This is a genomic window from Weizmannia sp. FSL W8-0401 (assembly GCF_038009125.1).
Taxonomy (GTDB): Bacteria; Bacillota; Bacilli; order Bacillales; family Bacillaceae_C; genus Weizmannia; species Weizmannia coagulans.
Map to the genome: position 1 here is coordinate 1151542 of NZ_JBBPAG010000001.1, position 23256 is coordinate 1174797.

Here is a 23256-nt window from a genome sequence, read left to right on the forward strand (position 1 = left end):
AAAATAGAGGAGGGAGTTTTTTGAGTAATTTAGCAAGGCAGCCGAAACGTGCGCCGGAACAACAGCAACAGGTTGAAAAAAGAGTAGCCCCGGTCACAAGACGCGCGCAGATCACTTTAGGGGAAAAGATTATCGCAAGCCTTTTTGCTTTGTTCGTTCTGATTATGGCCGTGAAGATCGTATCAACGGAAGCTGCGATTTATAATGCCAACCGGTCGATTGAAGATACGAAAACCGCGATCCAGAACAAAAACAAGGTGACCGATGATTTGAAAATGCAAGTAAGCGAATTAAGCCGCTACGACCGTATTTACGAAAAGGCAAAAAAACTCGGCTTGAAATTGGACGAGAATAATGTCAAGGTTGTTGAAAATAAATGAAGTCTAGAAAACTGAATACAAACAGGGGGGCAGCGATATTATTTATCATATTCGGTCTGTCCTTTTTTATTATCGCCGTAAGGTTTTTGACGATTGAAATCACAGGGCAGGCAGACGGGAAAGTGCTCGCGGCAAAAGCGGCGAAAAAGTATTTGCGGACAAGCACCATTCCCGCTTCCCGCGGCAATATTTACGATGCAAGCGGGGAAGTGATCGCCGAAAATGTTGTTTCGTACAATCTGGTTGCTATTTTGGACCCGAAAGCCACGATTGATCCGGAACATCCGAAACATGTTGTCAACCCCCGGAAAACCGCCCAGGCCCTTGCAAAATATATTGACATGCCCGAATCAAAAATCTATTCGCTTCTGACACAAAAAGGGCGGTTTCAAGTGGAATTCGGGAAAGCGGGGCAGGATATTCCCTATCAAACAAAAAATGAAATTCAAAAACTGAACCTGCCGGGCATCCAGTTCGAAGCGGTGCCGAAACGCACGTATCCGAACGGTTCGTTTGCCTCCCATCTGGTCGGTTATGCGCAGAAAAATGAGACGGGCGGCCAAATGGCAGGCGTAATGGGAATCGAAAAAAGCATGAATGCCGCTTTGGAAGGGAAAGACGGAAAAATCAGTTATGAAGGCGACTTTTGGGGATATATTTTGCCAAACGCGCATAAAAAAGTCACCAAACCGAAAAACGGGGAAGATGTCTATTTAACGATTGACAAGAAAATCCAGTCTTTCGTTGAAGATGCGCTTGGCAAAGTCCAGAAGCAATACAATCCGAAAAAAGCGTTTGTTGTCGTGGCAGATCCGAAAACGGGTAGGATACTGGCGATGGGGCAGCGACCGACATTTGACCCGGAAACGCGGAAAGGTTTGAGCGTCTGGCAGAACGAAGCAGTCGAAACCGCTTATGAACCGGGCTCGACGATGAAAATTTTTACCTTGGCGGCGGCCGTCCAGGAAGGCGCTTTTCACCCGTATGCGACCTATAAGTCAGGGGAATTCCATGTAAAAAATGTGCCAAACCCGATTAAAGACCATAACGGCGGGGTCGGCTGGGGCAGGATCACCTTTCTGGAAGGGCTGCAGCGTTCTTCGAATGTCGCATTTGCCACATTGCTTGATTATATTAAGCAGGATAAACTTAAGCAATATTTGGAAGCGTTCGGGTTCGGGAAAAAGACGAAAGTCGGCTTGCCAAATGAAGCTTCCGGCAAAATTTTATACGATTATCCGGTCGAACGGTATACGACGACATTCGGTCAGGGCACAACCGTTACCGCAATGCAGATGATTCAGGCGGCAACAGCGGTTGCCAATGACGGGAAAATGATGAAGCCGTATGTAGTCGACAAAGTGGTCAATCCCACAACCGGAAAAACGGAAAAAACAAAACCAACCGTTGCCGGCAACCCGATCAGCGCGGACACCGCGAAAAAAGTCCGGGATTATTTGCGGACGGTTGTGACGAATAAAAAAACCGGGACCGGCACGGCCTATAACATTCCGGGCTATGAGGTGACCGGCAAAACCGGTACCGCCCAGATCCCGAATCCGAACGGCGGCGGATATTTAACCGGTACCGATAACTATATCTTTTCTTTTCTCGGCATGGCGCCGAAAGACAATCCGAAATTAATCGTTTACGCCGTTGTCCAGCAGCCGCATTTAAAAGCAGGCGAGCTTGGTGGCGAACCGGTTAAAGCGCTGTTTAACCCGATTATGAAGAACAGCCTGCAATATTTAAATATTAAACCGGCAAAAGGGAAGGCCGTACGCCTTGCCAAGCTTCCTGATTTTACGGGTGACAGCCGGACAGAAGCATCATCTGCCGTAAGAGCACTGGGGCTTACCCCTGTTGTGCTCGGCGATGGCGATACCGTGACAGCCCAGGAACCCGAGGCACAGGAAAAACTACTGCCGGGCGCAAAAGTATTTTTGAAAACAAATGGCAATAGGGTAATGCCGGATATACGCGGCTTTTCGAAACGTGACGTGGCGGGCGCTGCCAAACTGCTCGGCCTCCGCCTGGCCATAAGCGGGGAAGGCTATGCCGTATCACAAAGCATTCCGGCAAAGTCAAAGGTGAAATCCGGGCAGGCCCTTACTGTAAAATTTAAGAATCCATAGGCGGGCGACAGAAGGGATGCCGAAAAAAAAGCAAGCACAAGGCTTGCTTTTTTTCATGCGCGTGAAAAGGTACTAGCCGGATGCGTACAAGCATATAAATGGGTGTAAAGGCAACAAAGGGCTTGTTTCGCCCGGAGCGGATTTGCAGGATTTCAGAAAGCCTGCAGGGCTGAAACTTTTCATCTTTCCTGCGCCGTGGAGTCTGCTGCTTTGAGATTTAAATAAAGGAGGCGCGCTCGTGAAACGTGTATCCAATGTTACGGTGAGAAAGCGGCTTGTTTTTATATTGCTTTGCGGGATTGTCATTTTCAGCATTATAGATGTGCGGCTCGGTTATGTCCAGTTCGGGCTCGGGGATATGCTGACGGACAGGGCAAAAGCGCTATGGAGCAGAAGTATCCCTTTTGAAGGGGAGCGGGGAAAAATCGAAGACAGAAACGGCGTGCCGATTGCCTCCAACCAAAGCGCCCCGACGATTTTCATCATTCCGAGGCAGGTCAAGGACCCGGCGAAAACGGCAGAAAAACTGGGGAACGCCCTTGATGCAGACAAAGAAAAGATCTATAAAGAGATTACACAGGTCAGATCGATTGTCAGAATAAAAGAAGGGCGGAAAATCAGCAATGAAAAGGCAAATGACGTACGCCGCCTCGGGCTTTCGGGGGTCTATATCGCGGAAGATTCCAAGCGGTATTATCCGTTCGGCCGCTACCTTTCGCATGTACTCGGATTCACCGGCGCCGACAATCAGGGGCTGACCGGGCTCGAACTGTATTATGATGATGCGCTGAGCGGAAAAAAAGGGGCAGTCGAGTTTTATACGGACGCAAAAGGGAAGAAAAAGATGAAGGATATGGCGGATGAATATGAAGCGCCAAAAAACGGGCTTGACCTGAAGCTAACGGTTGATACAAAAGTCCAGACGGTCATTGAGCGCGAACTCGATAATGCTGAAAAAAAATATCATCCGGACGGGCTGATTGCGATCGCCATGGACCCGGACACCGGGGAAATTCTCGGGATGTCAAGCAGGCCGAGCTATACGCCTGACAATTATAAAAATGTGCCGCAGGAAGTGTATAACCGGAACCTGCCGATCTGGAGCACATACGAACCGGGATCGACATTTAAAATTATCACACTTGCCGCCGCCCTTGAAGAAAAGAAAGTGAATTTGACAAAAGACAAATTTTACGATTCCGGCGCGGTTGAAGTCGGAGGTTCGACGCTGCACTGCTGGAAAAGGGGCGGGCACGGCAGCGAAACGTTCCTTGAGGTTGTCCAAAATTCATGCAACCCGGGTTTTGTCGAACTCGGTGAAAGGCTCGGGAAAAATACATTGTTCAAATACATCCGCAATTTCGGGTTTGGCACAAAAACCGGCGTGGATCTATCCGGCGAAGCTTCCGGCATTTTGTTCAACCTTGATCGCGTCGGGCCGGTTGAACTAGCGACAACGGCTTTCGGGCAGGGGGTTTCTGTTACGCCGATCCAGCAGGTGGCGGCGGTCTCGGCTGCCGTAAACGGCGGGATCCTCTACAAACCGTATATTGCAAAGGAACTCGTCGACCCTGAAACTGGGGAAACGGTCATGCGAAAAAACCCGGTTGCCAAAAGAAGGGTGATCTCGGAAAACACGTCAAAACAAATCCGCCATGCGCTTGAAACAGTTGTCACACAGGGGAGCGGAAAAAATGCTTATGTGGACGGTTATCCGGTCGGCGGGAAAACCGGGACGGCGCAAAAAGCCAAAAACGGCCGCTATCTCGAAAACAATTATGTTTTATCCTTTATCGGTTTCGCCCCGGCCAATGATCCAAAAATCGTCGTCTACTTGGCGGTCGATAATCCGAAAAATACGATCCAATTCGGCGGCCAGGTGGCAGCCCCGATCGCGGGCACGATCATCGGCGACAGCCTGCGTGCCATGGGCGTCAAGCCGGTGAAAAACCAGGCGGAAAAAGAAAAAAGTTATTTTGAAACGCCAACGGTGAAAGTGCCAAATTTAATCGGGGAGACGAAAAAAGAGATGATGAACGACCAATACAATCTCAAACTTGACGTCAGCGGATCCGGAAACAAGGTGATCCGGCAGTCCCCTGAACCAGGCGTGAAAGTGGAAGAAGGCTCAACGATCCGGGTTTACATGCAGTAAAACAGACTTTCCATTTCCTTATTTACTTGGGCCCCGCCAGGCCCGACAATCCGGATTTGCATGCAGGAAAACAGGGCGGCGCCGTATGTCCGGCCGCCCGTGTTTTTGTTTCAAGGGGCATAAAACAGGGCTGCTCCGGCTTACATTTTAAAAATCAGCAGGACTTCATAGCTTAATGGCCGTTTTTTTTGTACAATAGAAAAGGACTGTATTTACATGTATACACAAAAAAGATGCAGCAACAAGGGTTTGGAACAGGAAGGGTTGGAAGCAAATGAAGTTACATACATTGTTAGAGGCATTGTCGTTTGTGAAAATGCCTGCTGTGAATCCGGAAATTACGGAACTTGTCCAGGATAGCCGGCTTGTCACGAAAAACAGTCTGTTTATTTGCATCAAAGGCTATACGGTTGACGGGCACAAGTTTGCCGTTGATGCGGCAAAACGGGGCGCAGCAGCCATTTTAGCCGAAAAGCCGGTCGATGTGGATGTACCGGTCATTATCGTCCGCAATACAAAACGGGCAATGGCGCTCCTTGCAGACCGGTTTTACGGGCAGCCGTCCCGCAAGCTCCGCCTTGTCGGGATTACCGGCACAAACGGAAAAACAACAACGAGCCATATTATCGAAAAAATATACCGGGATGCAGGCAGAACGACCGGCCTGATTGGCACGATGTATATGAAAATTGGCGATGAAACGCTGGAAACGAAAAACACAACGCCGGACAGCCTGACATTGCAAAAAATATTTCATGAAATGAACGCGCGCGGCGTCACCGACTGTGTGATGGAAGTTTCTTCGCATTCGCTTGTTGAAGGCCGGGTGCACGGCTGCGACTATGATATTGCCGTTTTCACAAATCTCACGCAGGATCATCTCGATTACCATAAAACAATGGCAGAATACCGGCGCGCTAAAAGTTTATTGTTTTCGCAGCTCGGGAACTCCTGCCCGCAGGATAAGCCGAAATATGCCATTTTAAATGCAGATGACGCCGCATCAAAAGAATTTGAACAAGTAACAGCGGTGCCTGTCATAACGTACGGGATCGACCGCGATGCGGATTTTATGGCCGAAAACATTGACATGCACGCCCGTGGGACGACATTCACGCTTGTGACGCCGTTTGAAAAACGGGAAGTCCGTCTGCAGCTTGTCGGGAAGTTCAGCGTCTATAATATGCTCGCAGCGATCGCAACCGGGGTTGTTTCCGGGGTGCCGCTTGATTCGATCATTAAAACGGCGGAAGCGATGGAAGGCGTGCGCGGCCGGTTTGAGCTCGTAAACGGCGGCCAGGATTTTTCCGTGATTGTCGATTATGCGCACACGCCCGACAGTCTGGAAAATGTCCTGAAAACGGTCCGGCAGTTTGCCAAGAAAAAAATCTTTGTCGTTGTTGGCTGCGGCGGCGACCGCGATAAAACAAAGCGGCCGGTGATGGCGCAAATTGCCTGTAAATATGCGGATTATCCGATTTTTACATCGGATAATCCGCGCAGCGAAGATCCGCTTGCCATTTTGCGCGAGATGGAAAAAGGGGTAGAAGGCGAGCGGTATGCATGCATCCCCGACCGGAGGGAAGCAATCAAAACAGCCATTTTCCGTGCAAAGGCGGGGGATGTTGTCCTGATTGCCGGAAAAGGCCATGAAACTTATCAAATCATTGGAAATGAAGTGCATCATTTTGATGACAGGGAAGTTGCACTGGAAATGATAAAGGAGCGGTGAAGCATATGTTATCATTCGGGGATACAGCCCGCCTTTTCAGTTTGGGCCGCGGCATGGAGATGGCGCTCGAATTTGCAACAGTCAGCGTGTTTGCAGATGTAAACCAGCCAAAGGGATTATACGTCCCTTTTTCTGAACCGGACATTAACCGGGCAATTGCACACGGGGCAATCGCGGCGCTTTGGAAAAAAGATGCGCCCGTGCCCCGCTATATACCGAATGATTTTCCGCTGTTTATGGCAGAAGATGTTTCTTTTGCTTTTACACAACTGGTACAGTTTTATCTAAAAAAAATGGAAAGCAAGGATTTGGATATGAAGACAACTTTTATTTTTTATGGCCCGGAATTGCGGGACAAAAACCCTCATACATATGATTTGGCGGATGCGGAAAACAGGAAGCGGCTGCTTTGTGCATGCAGGCGCCACGGGAGGGAAAAAGCATGATCGAGCAGGTAATTTTTTTTACAACGCTGATGGCTTTTTTAATTTCCGTGCTGCTTTCGCCCGTTTTTATCCCTTTTTTAAGGAGACTGAAATTCGGCCAGAGCATCCGGGAAGAAGGCCCGAAATCGCACCAGAAAAAATCCGGGACGCCGACAATGGGCGGCTTGATTATTTTGGTATCGATCATTGCATCCACGCTGGTCATGGCCGGTAAATTCGCTGAACCGACTGTCAGAATTTACCTGCTGCTGCTTGTTACGATCGGATTCGGGCTGCTCGGATTTTTGGATGACTTTATAAAAGTGGTGATGAAGCGGAATCTTGGTCTTACATCGAAGCAGAAACTGCTTGGCCAGATTCTCGTTGCCGTCATTTTTTATGTCGTTTTCCGCCACTTCCATTTATCTTCGGAAGTCTCGATTCCGTTTACGGACAAATCGGTTGATTTCGGCTGGTTTTACTTTGTCATCATTCTTCTCTGGCTTGTCGGGTTTTCCAATGCGGTCAATCTGACGGACGGGCTTGACGGCCTTGTATCCGGGACGGCAGCGATTGCTTTCGGGGCATTCGCCGTTTTGGCATGGAACCAGTCACAGGCGGATGTCGCCCTGTTTTCGGTTGCCGTAGTTGGGGCCGTGCTCGGTTTTCTCGTCTTTAATGCCCATCCGGCAAAAGTTTTCATGGGGGACACTGGATCGCTTGCATTGGGCGGGGCGATTGCCGCCATTTCGATTCTGACCAATCTTGAGATTCTTTTAATTGTGATTGGCGGTGTTTTTGTCATCGAGACTTTGTCTGTCATTCTCCAGGTGATATCATTTAAGACAACAGGAAAAAGAATTTTCAGGATGAGCCCGCTGCACCACCATTATGAGCTGGCGGGCTGGTCGGAATGGCGTGTTGTCGTGACGTTCTGGGCGGTAGGCCTTTTGTGTGCGATTTTAGGAATTTATATCGAGGTGTGGATGTAACATGAAAAATATCACGGAATATGAACATAAAAAAGTATTGGTGCTCGGGCTGGCAAAAAGCGGGGTGAGCGCGGCTTCCCTGTTGCACCGGCTCGGGGCGTTTGTAACGGTGAATGATTATAAACCGCTTGAAGAGAACCCGGAGGCGCAGGGGCTTTTGGAACAGGGCATCAAAGTCATTTGCGGCAGCCATCCGATCGAACTGCTGGATGAAGGCTTTGAACTGATTGTGAAAAATCCGGGCATCCCTTATTCGAACCCGCTTGTTGCAGGGGCGCTTGAAAAAGGGATCCCGGTCATTACCGAAATCGAGCTGGCCTATAAAATTGCAGAATGCCCTATGGTCGGCATTACGGGAACGAACGGGAAAACGACGACCACCACTTTGATTTATGAAATTTTCCAGGCGGATCCGCATTTTGATCCGTTAATTGCCGGAAATATCGGCAAAGTGGCTTCCACGGTGGCGCAAAAAGCAAGCGCGGGCCAGCAGATGGTGGTGGAGCTGTCTTCTTTCCAGCTGATGGGCGTGCAAACGTTCAGGCCGCATATTGCCATCATCACGAATATTTATGAAGCCCATCTCGATTATCACGGGACAAAAGAAGCTTATGCAAAAGCAAAATCAAATATTACCCGGAACCAGACAGAGGATGATTTCCTGATTCTGAACCATGCCCAGCCGGAACTGTGGGATCTGGTCTCCTTCACAAAAGCAAAAATTATTCCTTTTTCAACGAAGGAATATGTTGAAGACGGCGCATCGGTAAAAGACGGCAGCATCATGTGGAAAGGCGAAAAAATCATGGACCGCGCTGAAATTGTGCTGCCGGGAGACCATAATCTGGAAAATATTTTAGCCGCTGTCGCCGCTGCCAAGCTGATGGGGGCAAGTAATGATGCTATCCGCGGCGTGCTCGCAACGTTCAAAGGCGTCAAGCACCGGACGCAATATATTGGTGAAATCAAAGGGCGGAAATTTTACAACGATTCAAAAGCGACCAATATCCTGGCCTGCAAAGCCGCACTCGCTGCTTTCCATCAGCCGGTCATTCTGCTTGCCGGAGGGCTCGACCGCGGCAACGGCTTTGATGAACTGATCCCGGCTTTGAAGTACGTCAAAGCATTGATTACTTTTGGGGAAACCGCGCCGAAACTGGAAAGCACCGCGAAAAAAGCAGGCATTCCGGTCATCCGCACGGTGGAAAACGTGGAAGAAGCCGTCCCGGCCGCGTGGGCATTATCCGAACCGGGCGATTGCATTTTGCTGTCGCCGGCATGCGCCAGCTGGGACCAGTACAAATCTTTTGAAATTCGTGGTGATATTTTCATCGACGCCGTGCATAAGTTAAGATAAGGGCTTGGACCGCTTTTTTACCGGTGCGGTTTGCCGGTTTTTGCGGGAAGCTCTAAATCTTTTCTGGGGTGGGCGCGGATGCCGTCGAAAAAAACGAATCCCGACTTTTTATTAATCATTGTGACCCTGGCGCTGCTTGCAACCGGGCTCCTGATGGTGTTCAGCGCGAGTGAGATCGTGGCGGAGTACAAATTTAACGATGCATTTTATTTTTTGAAGCGGCAGCTGCTTTTTGCCGGGCTCGGCGTGGCAGCGATGTTTTTCGTGATGCGCATTGATTACTGGACGTGGCGGGCATGGGCGAAAACCATCCTGGTCATTTGTTTTGTGCTGCTCGTCCTTGTGTTGATTCCCGGCATCGGGCTTGAACGGAACGGGTCGCGGAGCTGGATCGGGGTCGGCGCATTTTCCATCCAGCCTTCTGAATTCATTAAAATGGCGTTGATCGCGTATTTGGCAAAATTTTTATCGGAAAACCAGAAATACATTACGACTTTTAAAAAAGGCATGCTCCCGGCCTTGGCGCTCGTTTTTGTTGCTTTTGGGATGATTATGCTACAGCCGGACCTTGGAACGGGAACGGTGATGCTTGGGACATGCATCATCATGATTTTTGTTTCCGGCGCCCGCATTGCCCATTTTGCCATGCTCGGGCTCCTTGGTGTGGGCGGTTTTGTCGCTCTTGTTTTATCGGCTCCATACCGGATCGCACGGATTACCTCTTTCCTTGATCCATGGTCCGATCCGCAGGGGAAAGGATTTCAAATTATCCAGTCGCTTCTTGCGATCGGCCCGGGTGGCCTGTTCGGCATGGGGCTTGGGGAGAGCAAGCAAAAATTCCACTATCTGCCGGAACCGCAAAATGATTTTATTTTTGCCATTCTTTCCGAGGAGCTCGGTTTTATCGGCGGGACTTTTGTCCTGATTTTGTTTGCGCTGCTGCTTTGGCGCGGAATCCGGATCGCGCTTGGCGCACCCGATCTGTACGGAAGCCTGCTCGCAGTCGGCATTATTTCCATGATCGCGATCCAGGTGATGATCAATATCAGCGTCGTCATTGGCCTAATCCCGGTTACAGGCATTACGCTTCCGTTCATCAGTTACGGCGGCTCTTCTTTGACGTTGATGCTTGTCGCAGTCGGCGTGCTCTTAAACATCAGCCGCCATTCCCGGCTGTAACGGAAGGAGAACCTCATAAAGGGGTTCTTTTTTCGTTTGACAACTAGTTAACATTTTGATAATAATCGTTTTACTGTGTACCCATTGTCGTTTAAAATATAGTAATATAGGAAAATGAATGGTTCAAACATCATATATTGATACCCGTGCAACCCAGCACGGCGTCCTGAGGTGGAAAAAATGAAAATCATTGTCAGCGGGGGCGGAACAGGCGGGCATATTTATCCGGCCCTGGCATTGATCAGAACGATCAAACAGAAACATCCTGACACGGAATGTTTGTATATCGGCACGGAAAAAGGGCTCGAATCCCGGCTTGTGCCGCGGGAAAGCATTCCGTTCAAATCGATTCATATTACGGGGTTTAAACGCTCCCTTTCGTTTGAAAATGTCAAAACGGTTGCCCGCTTTCTAAAGGGCGTGAGTCGGTGCAAAAAAATCATCCGGGAATTCAAGCCGGATGTTGTCATCGGCACAGGCGGGTATGTATGCGGGCCGGTTGTCTACGCCGCCGCCAAACTGCACATCCCGACCATTATCCACGAACAAAACAGCGTGCCGGGGCTGACGAATAAGTTTTTAAGCCGGTACGTTGACAAAGTGGCCATTTGCTTTGAATCCGCAAAATCTTTTTTTGATGAGAAAAAAGTAGTACTGACAGGCAATCCGCGCGCATCGGAAGTGATCGGGGAGAAAAGGCGCGACGTCCTTTCCGGTTTCGGCCTGAAAACTACGCTTCCAACCGTTCTCATTTTCGGCGGGAGCCGCGGGGCACGCCCGATTAATGAAGCGGTTGTGAAATCTTTTTCCAATTTTGCACAAAAAAATTACCAGGTCATTTATGCGACAGGGGATGTGCATTATGAGGCCGTCAAAAAAGAAATTGCACTGATCGGCGAAAAGGGAAATATCAAAGTGGTGCCGTTTATCCACAATATGCCGGAAGTGCTGCGTGCGGTGGATCTTGTCGTCTCAAGGGCGGGCGCAACCACATTGGCCGAACTGACGGCGCTCGGCCTGCCTAGTATTTTAATTCCGAGCCCTTATGTGACAAATAATCACCAGGAAAAAAACGCGAAAACACTCTTGGAAAACGGTGCAGCTTTTATGCTGCTTGAAAAAGATTTATCTTCCGCGAAGCTCGTGTCCCTGATCGATAAAATTTTACTGGATCGGGAACAAATGGAGAAAATGCAGGCGGCCGCCCGCAAGCTCGGCATTCGTGACGCTTCGTGGCGGCTTTATGAAGTGATGGAAAATCTGGCCGCAAAAGCCAAATCATGATGCGGCAAATAAAAAGGGAGGAACAAAATGGCGCGGTCTGACAAAAACATCGTTTCGCTGGAAGACCGGATCCCGAAATTAAAGCAGCAGCGCCGCCGAAAAACGAACCGGCGGCTCATCATGCTGCTGACGGTTTTTTTTATGCTGGTGATGCTGATCATCTACCTTGAGTCCCCGCTGAGCCGCGTCCATCGCATTCAGATAGAGGGGAATGAGGCGGTCAGCAAGCCGTACATCCTGAAAAAAAGCGGCATTGCAACAGGTGAGAATATATGGAATATCCGTAAAGGCGCAGTCCGGAAAAGAATCGCATCCATCCCTGAAATTGATTCGGTGAAAATGGGCATTTCCTTGCCGAATACGCTTTACATAAAAGTGAAAGAGCATCAAAAAATCGGATATTTACAGCAGAAAAATGGTTTTTTGCCGGTTTTGGACAACGGTTCGGTCGTCAAAAGAACGGTGAAAGAAATTCCGGCCGCAAGCCTGATATTTACCGGCTTCAAACAGGATACGCATTTGCATGAAATGATCCGCCAGATGCAAAAATTGCCGGATTCGATCACAAATGCCATTTCGGAAGTCCGCTATACCCCTTCAAACGTTGACCGTGACCTTGTCACCCTGTACATGAATAACGGTTTTGAAGTACGCGCCAGCATTCCGTCATTCGCAGAAAAGATGGCGCATTACCCTTCGATCATCAGCCAGCTTGACCCGAAGAAAAAAGGTGTGATTGACCTTGAAGTCGGTTCGTATTTTAAAGCTTACGATTCGAAGTGAACATGAAAAAATTTCGCTTTTCTCCGTGTCCATCTTAGTGTAGACTTATGATGAAACCAAATTTTAGGAATTGCTATATTTTGAGGCTGGAAATATTTTGATAACCAAAAGAAAATGAAAAAAGTCCGATTGAAAAAAAGGGAATTTCACCATGACGAAGAATACTTTCTTTATACTCACCTTTTTAAATGGAGGCTTCAGGCGGGCTCACGGACGGAACGGCAAAAAGAGCCCGCCTCAGAAGAGACGAATTGGAAAAATGGGGCTTTAACATAGGCGGATTGCGTTTGATCGAAAGGCAAAGGGAGGTGCCGCAGTATGAACAGCAGTGAAATATATGTGAGTCTTGACATCGGTACATCTGCCACGAAAGTCATCATTGCCGAAATGGGCAATGATTCATTAAATATTATTGGGGTTGGCAATGTCAGGTCCGAAGGCATTAAAAAAGGATCGATTGTAGATATAGATGAAACCGTACTGTCCATCAGGCGGGCAATTGAGCAAGCGGAAAGAATGGTCGGCATGAAAATTGACCACGTGATCGTCGGCATTGCCAGCAATCATGTGATGCTGCAGTCGTGCCACGGGGTGGTGGCGGTCCAGAGCGAAAACCGTGAAATCACGGACGGGGATGTACAAAGAGTGATGGATGCGGCGCAAGTGCTTTCTATTCCTCCCGAAAGAGAGATTGTGAATGTCATTCCGAAGCAATTCATTGTGGACGGTTTAGATGAAATACATGATCCTCGCGGGATGATCGGTGTCAGATTGGAAATGGAAGGCATCATTGTCACGACTTCCAAAACGATCTTACATAATACATTGCGCTGTGTGGAAAAGGCTGGTCTGACCATTGCGGAAATTGTCCTCATGCCGCTTGCAGCCGGCACCATTGCACTGTCAAAAGATGAAATGGAACTCGGGACGGCACTCGTTGACATCGGCGGCGGGTCGACGACGCTGGCTGTTTTTGAAAACGGCCATATCCGGACAACGAGCGTGCTGCCCGTCGGCGGAGACCATATCACAAAAGATTTGTCCATCTGTCTGAGGGCTTCAACGGAAGATGCGGAAAAAATCAAACTGAAACACGGGCACGCGTTCAGCGAGGATGCGCTCGAAGACGATGTTTTTGATGTGCAGATCATCGGCAGCGAACAAAAAGAACAATTTAACCAATTACAAATTTCTGATATTATAGAAGCTAGATTAGAAGAAATCTTTTTGTTTATCCAGCAGGAACTCAGGAAAATCGGCATTCATGATTTGCCGGGTGGGATTGTGCTGACAGGGGGCACTGCAAATATGCCCGGTGTACCGGAGCTTGCAGAAACGGTCTTTCAAAACCGCGTAAGAGTCGCCATTCCGGATTATATCGGCGTCCGTGAGCCGCAATACACGACGGCGGTCGGCCTGATCCAGTACGCCGCGAAAAATGCGCGGCTGGAAGGGAAAAATGTCAGTTCCCGCCTGGTGGCAGCCGGAATGGAGCATGCGGAACCGAAACCGGCGAAAAAACCGCAGTCCAAACCGAAACAAGCATCCGGCCAGGAAGAAAAAATTTCATCGAAAATGAAAAAATTCTTTGGTTTGTTTTTCGAATAGCCTGCCGGCATCATGTGCGGAAAACCGGAGCCCGTCCGGCAGCAGGACCGGGATAAGATACGCAATACGAATTAGGAGGATTAGTGAATGTTAGAGTTCGATACCAATGTAGACGCTTTGGCAACGATAAAAGTTATCGGCGTTGGCGGCGGCGGCAACAATGCCGTGAACCGCATGATTGAACATAATCTGCAGGGCGTTGAATTTATTGCCGTAAACACGGATGCCCAGGCATTAAACCTTTCCAAAGCTGAAATTAAAATGCAAATTGGCGCAAAGTTAACGCGCGGCCTCGGTGCCGGCGCAAATCCGGAAGTAGGGCGGAAAGCGGCCGAAGAAAGCAAAGAACAAATTGAAGAAGCGTTAAAGGGTGCGGATATGGTGTTCGTGACAGCCGGGATGGGCGGCGGCACCGGAACAGGGGCGGCGCCGGTCATTGCCCATATCGCAAAGGAACTCGGGGCGCTGACGGTCGGGGTGGTCACAAGGCCGTTCACATTTGAAGGTCGCAAACGGGCAAACCAGGCGGCCGGCGGCATCAGTGCCATGAAAGAGGCGGTCGATACGCTGATTGTTATCCCGAATGACCGCCTGCTGGAAATTGTGGATAAAAGCACACCAATGCTGGAAGCATTCCGGGAAGCGGATAATGTGCTGCGCCAGGGCGTACAAGGGATTTCCGACCTGATCGCGGTGCCGGGTTTGATCAACCTGGATTTTGCGGATGTCAAAACAATTATGACCAATAAAGGTTCGGCGCTCATGGGAATCGGGATCGCTTCCGGGGAAAACCGTGCGACAGAGGCGGCAAAAAAAGCCATTTCATCACCGCTGCTTGAAACGTCCATTGACGGTGCACAAGGCGTGCTGATGAACATCACCGGCAGCGCGAATTTAAGTTTGTATGAAGTGCAGGAAGCGGCCGATATTGTCGCGTCCGCATCAGACCAGGAAGTCAATATGATTTTCGGATCCGTCATCAATGAAAGCCTGAAGGATGAAATTGTGGTCACGGTCATTGCAACCGGCTTTAATGAAGAAGCACAGGCCCAGGGCAAGCAGCGCCCGCCGCTCGGACAGTCGAGGCCGGCGCTGAATCAGCAAACAAAGCGCGAAACAAAGCGTGAAGAACCCCAGTCTGAACCGCAGCGCACCGTTCAGTACAGTGAAGATACACTCGACATTCCGACTTTTTTGCGGAACCGGAACAGAAGAAAATAATGAAAGAGCCCGTCTCTGTTTTCCAGGCCATCGCCTGAAAGCAAAGACGGGCTTTTTTGCGCTTGAATACTTTTCAAACCCGGTTTGGATTCGCAGAGGGTGCCTGCTTATCCAGCCGGGTTTTTTCTTTTCGGATGCATACCGACGTGACTACAGGACTACCCGGAAAGCACGCCTGACACTTTTCGGTTAAAAAAATGAAAAGTTCTGTTTTTTTGCCAGCAGAAACTGACACACTTTGATGCTCCAGGTGCGTTATACTAGCCATAAATCAAATTAAGAAGGGCAGATGCAGCAATTGCGCAAAGCGGCCCGCCTGGCAGCCGGGGTATGCCGGAACTGCGACGGCCGGTTTGTGCCATGATTCATTCACCGGATGGGAGCCCTTAAGGCCGCAGCAGATGTACCTTTCAGCCACAGTCACCGGGTTGGAGATCCTAAAGCCTTAGTGGATGTACCCTTCAACAACGTCACCGGGTTGGTGCACGAAAACCGACACAGCATGCATTGCGGCAGCATTCCGCAGGCTTCGGGCGCGCGGCCCGGGCAGAAGCGGCTGTTTTGGGGGGGCAGGTTCATTTGAGGCGGAGACAGGGGGGATGCGTTTGGTTGTATATATGGATGCCATCTGGCTTTTGAATTTTCTCGCCGACAGCCTGCTGTTATGGCTGACAAGCATTGCCTTAAAACGGCCGGCCCGCCTGCTCCGGATTCTTTCAGGCGGGCTTATCGGTTCAGTGATCATCATCATGGGCTTTATGCCGCAGCTCTCTTATTACGCCGGCAACCCGGCCGTAAAGTTGCTTTTTTCCGGCGCCATGGTGTTTGCGGTTTTCGGCTATAAGAGGTGGCGCTATTTTTTTTCAAATCTCTTAACCTTTTATTTTGCCACGTTTCTGATGGGCGGCATTTTAATGGGGGCCCACTACTTTTTAAGCTTTCGTTTTGACATGCAGGTGAAAATGCTGAAAGCTGCGGCGGGGGGATTCGGCGATCCGGTCAGCTGGGCGTTTGTTGCGCTTGGTCTTCCGGCAGCATGGCTGTTTTCAAAGAACCGGATTCAGGGGCTTGAAATGGCGAAAATCAAGTATGACCAGCTTGTCGATGTTTATATCCGCATCGGGGAAAGTGATTTTACAGTAAAAGGGCTGGTGGACAGCGGCAACCAGTTATATGATCCGCTGACAAAGCTGCCGGTGATGATCCTTTCCATCCTGCCCGTCCGTGAGCATCTCCCCGAAGAAATTGCGGCGCTTGCGGAAGATGCGACCCGTCTGCTGGACGGAAGTATTGCACTTCCTGACGAATGGGCCGGCCGCATCCGGTTCGTTCCGGCAAAAACGGTCGGGAAACAATCGATTCTTTTGGCGTACAAGCCGGATGAGGTGCAACTGACGAGCGGAAACCGGACATGGCCTGTAAAAAAAGTGCTGGTTTCTTTTTCGGCACAACGTTTATCCGGCGATGATGCATTCAGCTGCATTGTCCACCCGCAAATGATGGCAGAAGCTGCGCAATCCGCCTGATGGTGACTTTAAAGGAGGATGAATGTGAAACATTTACGGTTGAAACTCTCTTATTTTTGGTACAAACTCCTGTTCAAGCTCGGGCTGAAAGCGGATGAAGTGTATTATATCGGCGGGAATGAAGCCCTGCCGCCCCCGCTTTCCAAAGAAGAAGAAGAAATGCTGTTAAAAAAACTGCCGGCAGGGGATAAGGCAGCACGTTCGCTCCTCATTGAACGCAACTTGCGCCTTGTCGTTTACATTGCGCGCAAATTTGAAAACACCGGCATCAATATTGAAGATTTAATCAGCATCGGCACAATCGGCCTCATTAAAGCCGTGAATACGTTTAATCCGGAAAAGAAGATCAAACTGGCGACATACGCTTCCCGCTGTATTGAAAATGAGATTTTGATGTATTTAAGGCGGAACAATAAGCTCCGGTCCGAAGTTTCGTTTGATGAACCGCTAAATATCGATTGGGACGGCAATGAACTGCTGCTTTCGGATGTGCTCGGCACAGACGATGATATCATCACAAGGGACCTTGAAGCAAATGTCGATAAAAAATTGCTTTACAGCGCCCTGCACCGTTTGTCGGACCGGGAAAAGCAGATTATGGAATTGCGTTTCGGCCTTAAAGGGCAGGAAGAGAAAACACAAAAAGATGTCGCCGATATGCTCGGCATTTCCCAGTCCTATATTTCACGGCTTGAGAAAAGAATAATTAAAAGATTGCGTAAAGAATTCAATAAAATGGTATAGCAGGAAAATTTGCAGGCGGGCGGGAAGCAGGAACGGCAATGTCCGGGCATCTTCCGCAGGCAATTCCCGCTTTTTGCGCAGTGCATAAATTTCCCACCCGGGGAGATACTGTTTTTTGAACAGCAGCTCCTGAGTCCTGAAGGGGGGAAAAGATTTGAAGCGCAACAAAGTGGAAATTTGCGGGGTGGATACCTCCAAGCTTCCCGTTTTGAAAAATGAGGAAATGAGGGATCTTTTAAAGAAAATGCATGCCGGCGATACGTCTGCAAGAGAAAAGCTGGTCAATGGCAATTTGCGCCTTGTGTTAAGCGTCATTCAGCGCTTTAACAACCGCGGCGAATATGTGGACGACCTGTTTCAAGTCGGCTGTATCGGACTCATGAAATCCATCGATAATTTTGATCTGAATCAAAATGTCCGCTTTTCAACGTACGCCGTGCCGATGATTATCGGCGAAATCCGGCGTTATTTACGGGATAATAATCCGATCCGCGTATCGCGCTCCTTGAGGGATATTGCTTATAAAGCCCTGCAAGTAAGGGAAAAGCTGATGAGCGCCACTTCGAATGAACCGACAACAGAAGAAATCGCCAGAGAGCTGGATGTTCCGCACGAAGATATTGTATTTGCACTTGATGCCATACAGGATCCCGTATCGTTGTTTGAACCGATTTATAACGACGGCGGGGATCCGATTTATGTCATGGACCAGGTGAGTGACGAAAAAAACAAAGATTCGCAATGGATTGAAGAAATCGCCTTGCAGGAAGGGATGCGGCGCCTGAACGAGCGGGAGAAAATGATCATCCGCAAACGGTTTTTCCAAGGAAAAACACAGATGGAAGTCGCAGAAGAAATCGGCATCTCCCAAGCCCAAGTCTCCCGCCTCGAAAAAGCAGCCATCAAACAAATGAACAAAAATATACAGTAGTAAGAAAAGCGGAGGGCGCTTGCTCGTCGGCGTATGAATTTCATAGTCCCCGAACTGAGATAAAGGAAACACGGCGAGGAACGAGCCGATGTTGACTTATCGTAGGGGAGGGGACTGGAAATTCACTAGCCGACAGCGCCCGCAGCTGGACAAAGAAAAGCGGAGGCGACTGTACAGCGGCGTACGGATTTTGTAGTCTTCGACCGAGATAAAGGAAACACGATGAGCCGACAGGTGAATCGATGCCCGCTTATCGAAAGGAGAAGACGTAAAAATCCGCTAGCCGCTAGGAGCCGGAGCTGGACAATAAGAAAAGCGGAGGGCGTTTGATTATCGGCGTACGGATTTTATTAGGCCTCTGACTGAGATTGAGTGAAACTGCAATCATCAGGGCCATTGCCCTGATGATTGCAAGTTGAACCAATCGGACATTTACGGGCAGTTGCCACCGTCTAACTTACTAGGATGTAATTTCTGAGTGCCCATGGCGGGGGTCTTACTGCCCGTTAATGTGGGATAAAGGAAACACGGCGAGGAACGAGCCGATGCCCGCTTACCGTAGGGGAGAGGCCGGAAAATCCGCTAGCCGATAACGCTCGCTGCTTTTCTATTCGTAAAATGCTCCTCCCGTGCATAAACTTGTATTACATGGCGGAAAGACAGCAGGGGGGGAGAGCAGATGGTCCGGATTTCGGATTTTCAAGTGAAGGATGTTGTCAGCATATCGGACGGCAGAAAACTCGGAAACGTGGAAGATATTGATATCAACCTGGATAATGGCACAATTGAAAGTATCATTGTCGGCGGCTCATCGGGGAAAATGTTCGGCTTATTTGGAAAAGAGGACGAAGTGGTCATCCCGTGGAGCAACATCGTAAAAATCGGCACCGACGTTATCCTCGTCAGGTTTAAAGAGTCGGCCTATACACAGCAGCAGCTGCAGGAACCGAAAAAATAAGCGCGGCCTGGAAAAGAAAAAAAACGGCCGCGCAGCCGTTTTTTACTTATACACTTTAATTGTCACTGTTTTGCGGCCCCATTGCAGGGCTTTCTTTTTACTTGAAATAAATACATCAATTTTTTTCCCTTTGATAGCCCCGCCGGTATCACCGGCAACCGCCATACCGTAACCCGGAACGTACACTTTCGAACCGAGCCGGATCACCTTTGGATCGACCGCAATCACTTTTGCGGAAGGATGCCTTTTCAAGTTGATGCCGGTGGCCGTAATCCCGCCGCCGGAACCCGCTGTGTAAGCCGTTGCTTTCACCGTCATCGTGCGGTAAGAAGAAGTTGTTACCGCAAATGCGTGTCCCGTTCCAATTGACAACATACATACAGTCAGTAATGATACCAAAGTTTTCTTCAAATTCATTACCTCTTCTATGTAAGTGATTTATTATCAATAGAGTAGCAGTTTAATATAACAGAAAAGTAACAGCCATTTATTAGTTTCGTTACAAACCCGTTACATCCGGGAAATTTCCGGATGATACCCGTTTTTAAGCTAAAAAGTAGAGAATTTTGATGAAATTTGCTATAAATAAAATCAGTACGGAAAAAAACGCATTCAATGCGAAAATGTATAGAAGACGCATGGATAAAAAGGTATAATAGTACAAAAGAGAAACCGGGTGAGGGTGTGATGAGAGAACCGTTTGTAAAAACACAGGCATTGTATTATGCTGTCGGCGCCTGGCAAAAAAACGGGATATGTGCCGGATTTACAGTGAAAAACGGCGGCACAAGCATAAATTTTCCCGGCAGTTTAAACCTTGCTTTCCATGTGGACGACGATCCTGAATCGGTCAGGAAAAACCGGGAGATCGTTGCAAGTGCAACCGGATTCCCTTTATCAAACTGGATCGGCGCCGAACAGACGCACGAAGACCATGTTGAACGAGTTACGCGCAAAGATGCCGGCAAGGGGGCGGCTGAATACCGTTCCTCTTTTCCGCATACGGACGGATTGTACACCGATGAAAAAGAAATCTTGCTTGTGCTGGCGTTTGCGGACTGTGTGCCGGTTTTCTTTTTCGCATCGAAGTACGGCCGCGTCGGGATCGCACATGCCGGGTGGAAAGGAACCACCCGCGGGATTGCGGCTAAAATGGTTGAAAAATGGGTAAAGGATGGGGTGCCGCTTGATGAAATAGAAGCCGTCATCGGACCGTCCATTTGCGGCAAGTGCTATCTTGTCGATGACCGTGTCATCCAGGCTGTCCGCCCCTGGACCGGCAAAGGAGAAAAATTGCCGTACGTGGAAAAATCACCCGGCCAGTATGCGCTCGATTTAAAGCAGTTAAATAAAATCATATTACAGCAGGCAGGCATTCCGGAAAGCCGGATCGCAGTCAGCAGCCTGTGCACAAGTTGTTGTGAAGAAGACTTTTTTTCGCACCGGCGTGATCACGGCTCTGCCGGGAGAATGCTTGGCTTTATTGGTATAAAAGGAGCACCGGAGAGATGAAAGTATCGGAAAACCTCGCGCACATCAACGAAAAAATTGAAAAAGCGTGCCAAAGGGCAGGAAGAAGCCGCGGGGATGTGGAAATCATTGCAGTAACGAAATATGTCACAACAGAAAGGGCAAAAGAGGCACTGGAAGCAGGCATTCGGCATCTTGGCGAGAACCGAGACGACGGCCTTCTGGCAAAATACGAGGCGCTCGGAAACCGCCCCGTCTGGCATTTTATCGGGACGCTGCAGACAAGAAAAGTTAAAAACATTATTGATAAAGTCAGCTACATACACTCTTTGGACCGACTGAGCCTTGCGGAGGAAATCGAAAAAAGGGCGGCAAAATTGGATAAAGAAATCAAATGCTTTATTCAGGTGAATGTTTCCGGGGAAGAATCGAAACACGGGATGGCGCCCGGGCAAGTGGTTGATTTTGTCCGTAAACTGAAGGATTTTCCGCATATTTGCGTTGCGGGCTTGATGACGATGGCGCCGCTTACGGAAGATCAGGACGTCATCCGGCGCACATTCCGCGGGCTGAAAACTTTGCAGCGGGATATTGAATCGCTGCATTTGGATTACGCTCCGTGCCGTGAATTGTCGATGGGAATGTCCAATGACTTTGAAATTGCAGTAGAAGAAGGGGCGACTTTTGTCAGAATCGGCACTGCGCTTGTCGGATAAGGGAAAACAAACGGAGGTGTAATGGAATGGGACTGAAAACGAAATTTAAGTCATTCTTTTTGCTTGATGATGAATACGAAGACCAGGAAGAAGAAATGATGGAAAAAGAGTATGAAGAACCCGAGCAGCCCGCTGAGAAACCGGTCCGGCATGCGCGGCAAAATGTGGTCAGCCTGCAAAGCGTCCAAAAGTCTTCAAAAGTCATTCTGGTGGAACCGCGGGTTTATGCCGATGCACAGGAAATTGCCGACCATTTGAAAAACCGGCGCGCGGTGGTCGTCAATTTGCAAAGCATGCCGCATGACCAGGCGAAGCGGATTGTCGATTTTCTGAGCGGGACGGTGTACGCCATTGCAGGCGATATCCAGAGAGTCGGCAGCAATATTTTTCTTTGTACGCCGGATAACGTGGAAGTTTCCGGAAAAATTTCTGAATTCCTGCAGGGGCAGGAATATGACGATACGAGGTGGCCATAAACCGGATGGATCCAATTTTAGTCTCAATTTTAAACATCATTCTGCTTCTCATGAGAATTTACTCTTACATTCTCCTGATTTATATCTTTATGTCGTGGTTTAATCTCAGGGACACCGACATCGGGCGTTTGTTTGCGCGCGTTTCGGAACCTTATCTTGACCCTTTCCGCAGAATCATTCCGCCGATCGGCATGATTGATATTTCTCCGATCGTCGCTTTTTTTGTCCTGGATTTGGCAAGAGCCGGCATTGCGCAAATTTTTTCTTGGTTCATGTAAAAAAGCCATTTTCAGAAAAAGGGACTGTGCAGTTCCTTTTTTTAAAAGGAGCAAAGACAAATGGATTCGATTTACCAGCATTTCCGGCCGGATGAAAAGGAATTTATTGACCAGGTGCTGGCCTGGAAACAATACGTGGAAGATGCGTATGCCCCTGAACTGACGGATTTTTTGGATCCGCGGATGCAGCAGATTGTCAACACGGTGACCGGAAATCACGGCGCGGTCTCCGTCCGGGCTTTTGGCGGATACAAAGAGAGCGAGCGGAAAAGAATACTGCTTTTTCCTGACTATTTTTCTCCGGATGAGGACGACTTCCATCTTGCCTTATTCGAAGTACATTACCCTGCCAAATTTGTTTCCTTTGAACATAAACATGTGCTTGGTTCGCTGATGGCGCTCGGCCTGAAACGCGAAAAATTCGGGGATATTTTAATCGGGGAAGGGCGCATTCAGTTTTTCGCTGCGGCCGAACTTGCGGACTTTATTCAAATGGAATTCCGGCAGATCGGAAAAACGCCGGTCACCCTTACGAAAATGCAGTTGGATCAGGCCATCCGGCAGCAACAACACTGGCTTGAAAAACAGGCCACCGTCAGTTCGCTCCGCCTTGACGCGATTTTGTCCGCCGTTTATAACATTTCAAGGCAGAAAACGCGGATGCTGATTGAGCACGGGCTTGTGAAAGTGAACTGGAAAACAGTGGAAGACCCGTCATTCCAGTGCGGGGAAGGCGATACTTTTTCAACCAGGGGATACGGGAGAAGCCGGCTCATCCGGGTGGAAGGCAAAACGAAGAAAGAAAAATGGCGAATGGTGGCAGGGATTTTAAAATAATTTGATTGATTAGCAGGATTTTCCCAAAAAATCGTCGAATTCCATTATAATATAAAAAAGAAGGGGAAT

22 protein-coding genes are annotated in these 23256 nt (G+C 49.0%); 21 read left to right on the forward strand and 1 reads right to left on the reverse strand.

Features of this window, described 5'->3' with window-relative positions:
* The first annotated feature begins 20 nt into the window (after positions 1–20).
* The 16 genes from ftsL to NSU00_RS05485 all read left to right on the forward strand — a co-directional run bounded on the left by ftsL (position 21) and on the right by NSU00_RS05485 (position 19410).
* A complete protein-coding gene (gene ftsL, locus NSU00_RS05410; protein ID WP_013858968.1) occupies positions 21–380 on the forward strand; it encodes a cell division protein FtsL in 360 nt (119 codons plus the stop codon).
* Positions 377–2515: a penicillin-binding protein gene (locus NSU00_RS05415; RefSeq protein ID WP_340702494.1), complete on the forward strand. Its 2139-nt coding sequence runs from the start codon at positions 377–379 to the stop codon at positions 2513–2515. The genes ftsL and NSU00_RS05415 overlap by 4 nt, the downstream gene beginning before the upstream one ends.
* Positions 2516–2753: 238 nt before the next feature.
* Positions 2754–4670 (forward strand): stage V sporulation protein D, encoded by a 1917-nt coding sequence (locus NSU00_RS05420; RefSeq protein ID WP_029142128.1) that lies wholly within the window; start codon positions 2754–2756, stop codon positions 4668–4670.
* A 274-nt stretch (positions 4671–4944) separates the two neighbouring features.
* Complete coding sequence (locus NSU00_RS05425; RefSeq protein ID WP_340702495.1) at positions 4945–6402, forward strand: UDP-N-acetylmuramoyl-L-alanyl-D-glutamate--2,6-diaminopimelate ligase; 1458 nt, start codon at positions 4945–4947, stop codon at positions 6400–6402.
* A 5-nt stretch (positions 6403–6407) separates the two neighbouring features.
* Positions 6408–6848, forward strand: a complete 441-nt coding sequence (locus tag NSU00_RS05430) for a hypothetical protein (protein WP_017553743.1) — start codon at positions 6408–6410, stop codon at positions 6846–6848.
* Positions 6845–7819: a phospho-N-acetylmuramoyl-pentapeptide-transferase gene (mraY, locus tag NSU00_RS05435; protein WP_013858973.1), complete on the forward strand. Its 975-nt coding sequence runs from the start codon at positions 6845–6847 to the stop codon at positions 7817–7819. Before NSU00_RS05430 ends, mraY begins: the two co-directional genes overlap by 4 nt.
* A gap of 1 nt (position 7820) precedes the next feature.
* The gene (gene murD, locus NSU00_RS05440; RefSeq protein ID WP_017553744.1) at positions 7821–9176 is read left to right on the forward strand and encodes a UDP-N-acetylmuramoyl-L-alanine--D-glutamate ligase; all 1356 of its coding nucleotides are present in this window, start codon (positions 7821–7823) and stop codon (positions 9174–9176) included.
* 78 nt (positions 9177–9254) lie between these two features.
* The gene (gene spoVE / locus NSU00_RS05445) at positions 9255–10355 is read left to right on the forward strand and encodes a stage V sporulation protein E (RefSeq protein ID WP_013858975.1); all 1101 of its coding nucleotides are present in this window, start codon (positions 9255–9257) and stop codon (positions 10353–10355) included.
* Between the two features lie 180 nt (positions 10356–10535).
* The gene (murG, locus tag NSU00_RS05450; protein ID WP_013858976.1) at positions 10536–11639 is read left to right on the forward strand and encodes an undecaprenyldiphospho-muramoylpentapeptide beta-N-acetylglucosaminyltransferase; all 1104 of its coding nucleotides are present in this window, start codon (positions 10536–10538) and stop codon (positions 11637–11639) included.
* Positions 11640–11666: 27 nt separating this feature from the next.
* Positions 11667–12422, forward strand: a complete 756-nt coding sequence (locus NSU00_RS05455; RefSeq protein WP_258921715.1) for a cell division protein FtsQ/DivIB — start codon at positions 11667–11669, stop codon at positions 12420–12422.
* 318 nt (positions 12423–12740) lie between these two features.
* Entirely contained in the window at positions 12741–14030 is a 1290-nt protein-coding gene (gene ftsA / locus NSU00_RS05460; protein ID WP_340702497.1) for a cell division protein FtsA, read from the forward strand.
* A gap of 87 nt (positions 14031–14117) precedes the next feature.
* Positions 14118–15251 carry a cell division protein FtsZ gene (ftsZ, locus tag NSU00_RS05465; protein WP_013858981.1) on the forward strand — a complete coding sequence of 378 codons (1134 nt, stop codon included), beginning with the start codon at positions 14118–14120 and terminating at the stop codon, positions 15249–15251.
* Positions 15252–15850: 599 nt separating this feature from the next.
* Positions 15851–16777: a sigma-E processing peptidase SpoIIGA gene (spoIIGA, locus tag NSU00_RS05470; RefSeq protein WP_237349150.1), complete on the forward strand. Its 927-nt coding sequence runs from the start codon at positions 15851–15853 to the stop codon at positions 16775–16777.
* 24 nt (positions 16778–16801) lie between these two features.
* Positions 16802–17521: an RNA polymerase sporulation sigma factor SigE gene (sigE, locus tag NSU00_RS05475; RefSeq protein WP_019721956.1), complete on the forward strand. Its 720-nt coding sequence runs from the start codon at positions 16802–16804 to the stop codon at positions 17519–17521.
* Positions 17522–17675: 154 nt separating this feature from the next.
* Entirely contained in the window at positions 17676–18452 is a 777-nt protein-coding gene (gene sigG / locus NSU00_RS05480; protein WP_013858985.1) for an RNA polymerase sporulation sigma factor SigG, read from the forward strand.
* A 679-nt stretch (positions 18453–19131) separates the two neighbouring features.
* Positions 19132–19410 (forward strand): YlmC/YmxH family sporulation protein, encoded by a 279-nt coding sequence (locus tag NSU00_RS05485; protein ID WP_017554168.1) that lies wholly within the window; start codon positions 19132–19134, stop codon positions 19408–19410.
* Positions 19411–19452: 42 nt separating this feature from the next.
* Here the strand turns inward: NSU00_RS05485 and NSU00_RS05490 are convergent, their stop codons facing one another.
* Positions 19453–19821 (reverse strand): 3D domain-containing protein, encoded by a 369-nt coding sequence (locus NSU00_RS05490; RefSeq protein ID WP_340703521.1) that lies wholly within the window; start codon positions 19819–19821, stop codon positions 19453–19455.
* Between the two features lie 276 nt (positions 19822–20097).
* On the opposite strand from NSU00_RS05490, the gene pgeF reads away from it, so the two are divergent.
* The 5 genes from pgeF to NSU00_RS05515 are packed head-to-tail and all read left to right on the forward strand — an operon-like array spanning position 20098 to position 23187.
* Positions 20098–20922, forward strand: coding sequence for a peptidoglycan editing factor PgeF (gene pgeF, locus NSU00_RS05495; protein ID WP_013858988.1), 825 nt, complete (start codon positions 20098–20100; stop codon positions 20920–20922).
* Positions 20919–21596: a YggS family pyridoxal phosphate-dependent enzyme gene (locus NSU00_RS05500; RefSeq protein ID WP_017554171.1), complete on the forward strand. Its 678-nt coding sequence runs from the start codon at positions 20919–20921 to the stop codon at positions 21594–21596. Before pgeF ends, NSU00_RS05500 begins: the two co-directional genes overlap by 4 nt.
* 26 nt (positions 21597–21622) lie before the next feature.
* Positions 21623–22072: a cell division protein SepF gene (locus NSU00_RS05505; protein WP_013858990.1), complete on the forward strand. Its 450-nt coding sequence runs from the start codon at positions 21623–21625 to the stop codon at positions 22070–22072.
* A gap of 5 nt (positions 22073–22077) precedes the next feature.
* Complete coding sequence (locus NSU00_RS05510) at positions 22078–22350, forward strand: YggT family protein (protein ID WP_017554172.1); 273 nt, start codon at positions 22078–22080, stop codon at positions 22348–22350.
* Positions 22351–22410: 60 nt separating this feature from the next.
* Positions 22411–23187 carry a YlmH family RNA-binding protein gene (locus tag NSU00_RS05515; RefSeq protein WP_017554173.1) on the forward strand — a complete coding sequence of 259 codons (777 nt, stop codon included), beginning with the start codon at positions 22411–22413 and terminating at the stop codon, positions 23185–23187.
* Positions 23188–23256 lie beyond the last annotated feature (69 nt).